The 8319-nt window shown below is 59.6% G+C and carries 7 protein-coding genes and 1 pseudogene; 3 read left to right on the top strand and 5 right to left on the bottom strand.

All coding sequences use genetic code 11. The annotated features are described in order from the left end of the window. A partial coding sequence (locus WA354_RS21195) for a CocE/NonD family hydrolase (RefSeq protein WP_472815012.1) occupies nucleotides 1–1580 on the top strand: 1580 nt, incomplete at its 5' end. A gap of 370 nt (nucleotides 1581–1950) precedes the next feature. Here WA354_RS21195 and WA354_RS21190 read toward each other — a convergent pair. Both WA354_RS21190 and WA354_RS21185 read right to left on the bottom strand, forming a co-directional pair. Then, a complete protein-coding gene (locus WA354_RS21190; RefSeq protein ID WP_472815011.1) occupies nucleotides 1951–2319 on the bottom strand; it encodes a hypothetical protein in 369 nt (122 codons plus the stop codon). A 36-nt stretch (nucleotides 2320–2355) separates the two neighbouring features. Beyond that, nucleotides 2356–3192, bottom strand: coding sequence for an RDD family protein (locus WA354_RS21185; RefSeq protein WP_472815010.1), 837 nt, complete (start codon nucleotides 3190–3192; stop codon nucleotides 2356–2358). Between WA354_RS21185 and WA354_RS21180 the strand changes: the two genes are divergently transcribed. Together WA354_RS21180 and WA354_RS21175 are read left to right on the top strand one after the other, a co-directional pair. Then, nucleotides 3191–4168, top strand: coding sequence for a stage II sporulation protein M (locus tag WA354_RS21180; RefSeq protein ID WP_472815009.1), 978 nt, complete (start codon nucleotides 3191–3193; stop codon nucleotides 4166–4168). The two genes, WA354_RS21185 and WA354_RS21180, sit on opposite strands and share 2 nt — an antisense overlap. Before the next feature lie 232 nt (nucleotides 4169–4400). Beyond that, nucleotides 4401–5291, top strand: coding sequence for a CPBP family glutamic-type intramembrane protease (locus tag WA354_RS21175; RefSeq protein WP_472815008.1), 891 nt, complete (start codon nucleotides 4401–4403; stop codon nucleotides 5289–5291). Here WA354_RS21175 and WA354_RS21170 read toward each other — a convergent pair. The 3 genes and pseudogenes from WA354_RS21170 to WA354_RS21160 all read right to left on the bottom strand — a co-directional run. Next, entirely contained in the window at nucleotides 5219–5983 is a 765-nt protein-coding gene (locus WA354_RS21170; RefSeq protein ID WP_472815007.1) for a lysostaphin resistance A-like protein, read from the bottom strand. The genes WA354_RS21175 and WA354_RS21170 overlap by 73 nt on opposite strands. A gap of 387 nt (nucleotides 5984–6370) precedes the next feature. Further along, nucleotides 6371–7567: an acyltransferase family protein gene (locus WA354_RS21165; protein ID WP_472815006.1), complete on the bottom strand. Its 1197-nt coding sequence runs from the start codon at nucleotides 7565–7567 to the stop codon at nucleotides 6371–6373. Between the two features lie 209 nt (nucleotides 7568–7776). Continuing rightward, nucleotides 7777–8319 (bottom strand): annotated as a pseudogene (locus tag WA354_RS21160) (hypothetical protein); the annotation flags it as partial.

Below are 8319 nucleotides of genomic sequence, written 5' to 3'. Positions count from 1 at the left end.
ATGACAAGAACAACACAGCCGACTTTGGCCGCACCGCCGCGGCGCGTGGCTACCTCGTCGTCGTGCAGGATGTGCGGGGCCGCTACACCTCCGAGGGCGAGTGGTATCCCTTCAAACACGAGACCGACGACGGCTACGACACCATCGAATGGGCTGCCGCGTTGCAGAATTCGAACGGCAAAGTCGGCATGTTCGGCGGGTCCTACGTTGGAGCTACGCAGATGCTCGCAGCCATCGGCCACCCACCGCACCTCGCCGGCATTTGCCCCATTGTCACCGCATCGAACTATCACGAAAACTGGACTTACCAGGGTGGCGCATTCGAGCAGTGGTTCAACGAGTCATGGACCGCCGGCCTCGCGCAAGACACGCTCAACCGCGCCATCCGTCGCGACACGAACGCCCTCGCCGCGGTCAATGTCCTGCCTCTCACTCAGTTTCCTGTCTTCAATATCGCCAAGCCGCATACAGGAGTAGAACTCACTCAATTCATCGCGCCCTACTTCCTCGATTGGGCAGCACACACTGACTACGACAGCTACTGGAAACAGTGGTCCATCGAAGAAAACTTTCAGAACATCCAGGTTCCCGCGCTCACTGTCGCCGCCTGGTACGACATCTTTCAAGGTGGCTCGCTGCGCAACTATCTCGGCCTCAAAGCGCACGCAGGCAATGAAGCCGCACGCGCCGGGCAACACCTGCTCGTCATGATCGGCGGTCACGCCGGAGGTGGCAGCCACATCGGCACTGTTGACTTTGGCCCCGCAGCCGCTGAGTACGACGAGAATACCGTCATCCTGGAGTGGTACGACTATCTTTTTCTCGGCAAGCAGAACGAATTCGCGACCCATCCCGTGAAGCTATTCGTGATGGGCGAGAACAAATGGCGCTTCGAAGATGCCTGGCCGCTGGAGCGCGCCAAGTCTACTCGCTACCTGCTTCACTCCGGCGGCAACGCAAACTCATCATCGGGCGATGGGGCTCTCACCACGACAACCGCGAAATCCGATAAGCCCGACACCTTCACCTACGATCCTGCGAATCCCGTTCCTACCGTAGGCGGCCCGCTATGCTGCGATCCGCAGCATCTGCCCGCGGGCCCGCGCGACCAGAAAGAACTGGAAGGCCGGCCCGAGGTGCTCGTCTACTCTACTCCGCCGCTTGACAACGACGTTGAAGTTACTGGCCCCGTCACCCTCGACATTTACGCCGCATCCACTGCCGTCGACACCGACTTCACGGGCAAACTCGTCGACGTGTGGCCAAACGGCTATGTGCAGAACCTGACGGAGGGAATCCTCCGCGCCCGTTACCGCGAATCAACCACCGGTCCAGCCAAGCTGCTCGAACCCGGCAAAATCTACGAATACAAAATCGATCTCTGGTCAACCAGCAATGTCTTCCTCAAGGGGCACATCATGCGCCTCGAAGTTTCAAGCAGCAACTTCCCGCGTTTCGACCGCAACCTCAACACCGGCAAGCCCGCATCGACGGACTCAACTTTCGTTAAAGCTACCAACACCATCTATCACGACACTGCCCACCCCAGCGCCTTGATCCTCCCCATCATTCCGAGATGACAGGTTCTTAAATCCGCATCAGGCATCGACGGCAAACCGTGAAGCAACGCCGGTGCGGTGGCGGAATTGAACGACCGATGTTTTTCGCAACGAGCAACCGGGCGGTTGCGCATTACGAATCGATTTAACAGACGGAAGTTGGCATTTTTCGATTCTGGAAGTTTGAAGAGCAACTGCGGATCCCTCCACTTCGGTCGGGATGACATTTGGTCGGGATGACATTCGCTTTTGCAGGTGTCAATGAGTTACCGCTAACCGGCCAAGGTGCTGACGAACAAATGCAGACATTTCGACTGCGGTCGCTGGGCGGCCTGTGCTGATGCGTTATGGTACGCACTGGCTTCCGGGTTATTGGGCACATGCTGCTGTCTTACGGTTCCTGGACGCAGGCGGCCGCGGCTTTGTCAAACGGAGCGGTGACGAATCCATTCAGTTTTAGATTACGGTAACCCTTCAAGCTGAGCCCGCAGGCGTGCAGGTCTTTGAACTTTTGGAGTCTCTCGGGGTCCTGGGTCTGAGCGTTTTCGAGTCGCTGCTCCGCTGCGTCGAATTCCTTGAAGAAGGAAGGTGCATTTGGACCTCCGGGATCGTCCCTATGCGCATAGGCTTCCTTGTATTTCGAAAGGGCATGGTCATAGGCACTGTCCCACATAAATCCCTGCAAGCCAAAGAAGCCGAACAACCCCAAGGCCAATGCGGCCAGAACTATGAGGAGGATGACCAGAATCCAATCTTTCAAGGCAGTCTCCTTTGGATGGGATACCGCGGAAAAACCCTAGGAGTGCATGCGGGCTACGTCGCGGAGCTGGCGGGCCGTGATCTCCAGGAATGTTTCTACGCTCGCACCGGGTGGGGGTTCAAGCCCTGATTTGGACTGGATGGCGGCGGCGATGCGCTGGGCGAGGACTGATCGCGTGGCCAGCGGCATGTCAAGGCGACGTGCGAAGAAGCTTTCGAGGACCTGCAGGTCGGCTACGGAGAGCCTGGCGATGCCGTGAACGGGGAGCGAGAAGCCGGCGTGGGGCTCAGGCGTGGGGACGGCGGGAGCGAATATATTCGCGGTGAAAGTGCGGGTGGACTCGGTGCTGGTGGGTGCTTCTTCAATGCGGTCGCGAACGACGAGGGTGCCGGCGGCGAGATCGCCGAGGCGCTGGTGGTCGCGCGTGACGAAGATGGCGATGGCACCGACGGCGTAGAAGAAGGGGATCTGGTCAATGTAGCGGACGAAGTTGCGCGCCATGGATTCAAAGAGGCCGATGGGGCGGCCGGAGCGCTGAATGACGCGGATGCGGGCGATGCGCTTGCCGGGGGTGCGGCCGTTCCAGAAGGCCTCGAAGAGGGTAAAGTAGCCCCAGTTGAAGAGGAAGATCAGGAAGAGGTAGACGGCGGTCGCCCACTGGGCTGACATGCGGTTGAAGGCGGTGAGGCCGGGCAGGAGGAAGGCGAATATCCAGGCAACGAGGCCGATGCCGACGAACCAGATGACGTAGTCGACCAGCAGGGCGATAAAGCGGCTGCCTATTCCGGCGATAGGCATCTGGATGGCAACGAGCTCAGGGGTTTCAATGCTAAGCTGATCTGAACTCTGGTCAATCTGGACACTCGGATCCATGGCGCCCATTCTATCGAATCAGTGGATTGCCAAGCGCCGGCCACATTGGGACCGGCTGGCATTCCTGCTTACCCGGTCGGACCAGAACGGGCTGGGGAGCCTTTCGCGCACAGAGTTGCAGGAGATGGCGCTGCTGTATCGGCAGGTGGCCGCGGATCTTTCGGTATTGCGGCGCGATGAGACTGCACGCACCTATAGCGACCATGTGAATCAGCTGCTGGCGCGGGCACACCACATCATTTATTCGCGTCGGAAGACCACGTGGATGACGCTCTTTCGTTTTCTCAAAGACGAGTATCCGGCGATCTTTCAGCGGCAGTTGCCGTACGTGGCGGCGTCGCTGCTGGTAACAATAGCGTGGGGAGTGCTGGGCGCGGCGCTTACGATTGCGCGGCCGGAGTTTATGCGGCACTACGTGGGGCCGGAGATGATTGCGACGATGGAGCAGCACAAGATGTGGACCGACTCCATTGTGAGTGTGGCGCCTAAAGAGACCAGCCACATCATGACCAACAACCTTTCGGTGAGCTTTCTCGCTTTTGCCGGGGGCATCCTGTTTGGCGTGGGCACGTTCGCTCTTCTTTTCAACAACGGCATGATGCTGGGCGTGATTGGAGCGGCTTGCCACCAGTACAGCATGTCGCGGGCGCTGTGGAGCTTTATTGCGCCACACGGGGCGTTGGAACTGCCGGCGATCATCATTGCGGGGGGAGCGGGATTTCGCATTGGACGCGCGATGCTGTTTCCGGGCGGATATCGCTGGAAAGAGTCGGTGGCAAAGGGGGGCATTGAGGCAACGCAACTGGTGGCGGGGGTGATTCCGATGCTGGTGGTTGCCGGATGCCTGGAGGGCTTCTTCTCGCCTTCGCATGCGCCGGTGTGGTTGAAGTTTACGGTGGGCGGGCTGCTGTTTACGCTCTTACTAACGTGGCTCTTTCGGCCGGTGAAGGTCGCAGCTGTTGCGCAGGGTCAATGACGCTGTTTCGTTTGGTCTCCGGCGGAAAGAGCCGCCTCAGGGGCTAAAGCCCGACATTCTATTTGTGGGTTTATGGCATGACTGAAGTCATGCCCTGATACATGCCCCTGTTCGGAATCAGTTCTTCCGCAAGCTGTAAAGCCCTGTGCTTTATGCGAGGGTACGTACGGTTTGAATCCCCGTATCTTCAAAGCATACGCAGGGCCCGCACATTTGGAGTTTGCTCCGCAAAATGAATATTGGAGATTTCTGGCGACCGGGTGTGGTGGCGGCGACGGTTCTGCTTGTCGGGCCGATGCTGGCGGCGGGGTTTTGTCCTGAGTCAGTCGGCAGGCTGGGGCAATGCCTCCCACGCACGGTGCGCGTGGTTGGGCCAGTGTTGCTGTGTTTGCCCTATGCGCTGACGGCGACGGCCTTTGGGATTTTCAGGTGGGGATGGCTGGCGGTCTACGCTCTGCTGCCGATGGGGATTGCGCTTCTGCTGGAGCAGGAGCGGGACGAGGACGGGGAGCAACACGGGAACTGGCGGGATTTTGTGGTGCTGCTGGCGCTGGGGCTGGCAGTGGATCTGCGCTGGCTGGAACCGGCGTGGCCGCGAGGATTGGCGGCGCTGGGGAAGATTCTGCTGCTGGATGCGGGCATCTTCGGGTTCCTGGTGGTGCGGAGGCTGGAGGGCGTTGGTTTTGATTTGCGGCTGACGCTCAGGGATCTGCGGAGGGGATTGGGTGAGTATTTCCTCTATGCGCTGATTGCTGTTCCGCTGGGGTTGTGGCTGGGGTTTCTGCATGTGCACGCGATCTTGCCTTCTTCCCTGCGGGCGGTGGGGGCTTTTGTATTTACGTTTTTGTTTATTGCGATTCCCGAGGAGCTGTTCTTCCGGGGGTGGGTGCAGAATCTGCTGGAGCGCCGGATGGGGCGAACGCGTGCCCTGCTGTTGGCGGCGGCAGTGTTCGGATTGGCGCACTGGAACAAGCAGACGCTGAGTTTCAACTGGCGCTATGTGGTGATGGCGGCGATTGCGGGAGTGTCTTACGGACGGGCGTGGCGGGCTCAGCGGCGCGTGGGGGCTTCGGCGATTACCCACGCGTCGGTTGATGCGACATGGTCGTTATGGCTGAGATGAACCGGTTGCGGCCGGTACTTGAGATAGCCCAGCCCGACGCGCATGTTGTGCAACAAGGACGCTGGAATGGTGACGGCTACGCAGATGCCGAAGATGGCGTGGGCGATGGCCAGCGGATACACGTTACGCGAGCGGATGAAGACCAGGCAGGCGGTGAGTCCCCAGATAAGTGTCAGCGGCGTGAGGATTGGATTGGGCAGGTGGGCGAGCGCGAACACAACGGCCGTGATGAAGGCCGCGAGGTTTGCCCTGGGGATAATGCGCAGGAGGCGTGCGAGGAAGTATCCCTGTAGGAGCAGCTGCTGCGCGAGGGCCCAGAGGGTGTAGCCGGCGAACGTCTTGACCCATGCGGTGGGGCCGCCGGGGTGATGCAGCGTGTGCAGGCTGCTGGCGAAGAACGTTGCGATGGCAGTCAAAATGAGGGCAACGCCGACGACCCAGGAGGAGCGCCAGAATCCGGCGACGCAGCAGCCCATGGCTCTCCACCCCTCAAACGACAGGAGGATGGAGACGATGAACCACCCGAGGGCGATGTAGTAGAGCCAGTGCTGGAGGGGCCGCGGTGTCCAGATGACAGCAAGGATGAGGCAATACCCGATGAGGAGCTCGCCAATATCCCACGCGATATGGCGGCTGGATGATGGAGCGGCGGCGCAGACACAACTCGCGGTGGATTCTTCGGGGACCCTCATGCGTGACCTCCAGGCCGAAGGATGGAACGGGGACTTCGGCGAACCGGCTGCGATGATCATCGGCAGTCGATGGGGAATCTGGCTTGCTCAGGCTGTGGCACCTGTTAGAGCAGATAGACGGCTAGCATACCTCCGGCGTTATCAAATTGGAACGTGGATCACACTTTTGTTGTGGACACAGTGGTCACCAGAAGTCACCTTGCCACTGATAGCGACGGTAGAAGTAACAACGCCGACAAGAATACCCTTCGGCGGCTAAAGCCGCGCTGAATATTGAACTCTACGGCATGGCTGAAAGTCATGCCCTGATACAAACCCGTCTTGAAATGAGTCTCTGCGCAGGCTGCGAAGTCGTGTGCTTTTCAAAATCGGACTTTTGCAGTGCAGCTAGATCTTGAGGAAGATTTTCTTCCTGTAGAGGATCCAGACCGGGATGAAGCAGAAAGTTGTGAAGGAGACGGAGTAGGCGAAGGCGGCCCAATGCGGATTGGGAATATGCGCGAAGGTGTGGGTGAAGAGCCAGGTCATGAATTCCATGCGCTTGCCGTTCTCACCTGCGACGTGGAGGTTATAGAAGATGCCGGGGGTGAGTTCGCTGAACATGTACGCGGCGATGGCGTTGGAGCCGAAGACGAGCCAGGGCCACGTCCAGCCCTTGCGCCAGCCCATCTGCTCGGTGGCGAACCAGGCAAAGGTGAGCAGGGCGAGTGAGTATCCGCCGGCGACGAGGACAAAGGAACTGGTCCACATGTTTTTATTCAGAGGAAACTCGAGCGACCACAGATAGCCGGCGGCGAGACTGCAGATAGAAGCGATGGCGAGGCCGGCGGTTTTGGTTGCGACAGATCTTGTGGTGCGCAGCCAAATCCCGGTGAGGATGCCCATAAGCGCGGTGCCGATGGCGGGGAGATCGCTGAGCAGGCCTTCGGGATCGCGCACATTGTGATCGGGCGAGTAGAGATAGAGGTGATGCGGGAAAAGAGTGCGATCGATCCAGGAGACGAGGTTCTGTGTCATGTCCATGAAGGGGACGTCGCGGCCGGGCGTGCCGACGCCGGGAATGGGAACCCAGCGGACGAGTACCCAATAGCCAACGAGACAGACAGCGAGGGCGATCCACTTGGTGGAGGGGCGCTGGTCCCATAGGTAGAAGAGGCCGACGACGAGGTAGCAGACGGCTATCCGTTGCAGGACGCCGTAGAAGCGCATGTGGACGAGTTCGAAGAATGGGAAGCTGTTGACAATGATGCCGAAGAGGATGAGGACGAGGGCGCGGATGATGGTGTGCTTTGCGAGTTTGGCTCGCGTGTCGCCTTTGGCAATGCGCGCGTGGAAGGCGAAGACGACCGAAACGCCGACAACAAAGACGAATGTGGGGAAGACAAGGTCAGTGGGGGTGAGGCCGTTCCAGTTGGCATGATTCATGAAGTGCCACGAGCCGGGGCCACCGTTGTTGTTGACCATGATCATGAAGGCGATAGTGATGCCGCGGACGACGTCGAGGGCGAGGATGCGCCTGACGGGATTCTTCGCGAGGGCCGGATTGGTGACGGTGGTTTGTTTTTCAGTGAGACTTGGCTGCATTGATACCCCGAAGAAAAATGCTTGCACCTACGCTACGCGTTGGGGGCCGGGTGTGCCAAGTTCGTTCGCAGAGGTTGACCGGGTCTCCACGTCTGAGAATCGAGACTTGGGCACGGGCTCGATTTCATGAGTAATGGCGTAGAGGCACCAAAGGAAGAGCCCGGACCTGAAGGGCCGGGCTCCTAGATGTGGGTTGCTGTTGACCCGTTCTACGGAATGGTTAACGTTACGGTGGCGTGCTGAGTGACGCCTCCACCTGTGCCGGTAACCGTTATGGTGCGGGTGCCGGTTGCGGCTCTGCGGTTGACGGTGATGGTCATGGTCGATGATCCAGCGCCGGGAGCGGCGATGGATGTCGGGCTGAAGCTAAGCGTGACTCTGGAACCGGTGACCGTACCCGACAGGCTGACCGCAGAGTTGAAACCACCTGTGACGGCTGTTGAAACGGTGACCTTGCCGGTGGCTCCAGGTGAGACGGAGAGAGACGTCGGCGATGCGCTGAGGGTGAAGTTGGGAGTCGCGCCGGGGATGGTAAGCGTGACCGTGGTGGTTTCAACGGTGCCGCCGGAGGTGCCGGTAATGGTGATGGGATAAGTTCCGCCAGCGGTTCCGACGGCCACAGCGATCGTCATGCTGGTGCTGTTGCCGGCGGAGATGGGATTGGTGGTGAATCCGACGGTAACGCCGGAGGGTTGGCCGGTCGCCGACAAGGTAATCGAGCCGGAGAAGCCACCGGTTGCGGCGCTGCTGAT

The sequence above is a fragment of the Occallatibacter sp. genome, assembly GCF_049802275.1.
Classification (GTDB): Bacteria; Acidobacteriota; Terriglobia; order Terriglobales; family Acidobacteriaceae; genus Telmatobacter.
This window is presented reverse-complemented; position numbering and strand designations above follow the sequence as displayed.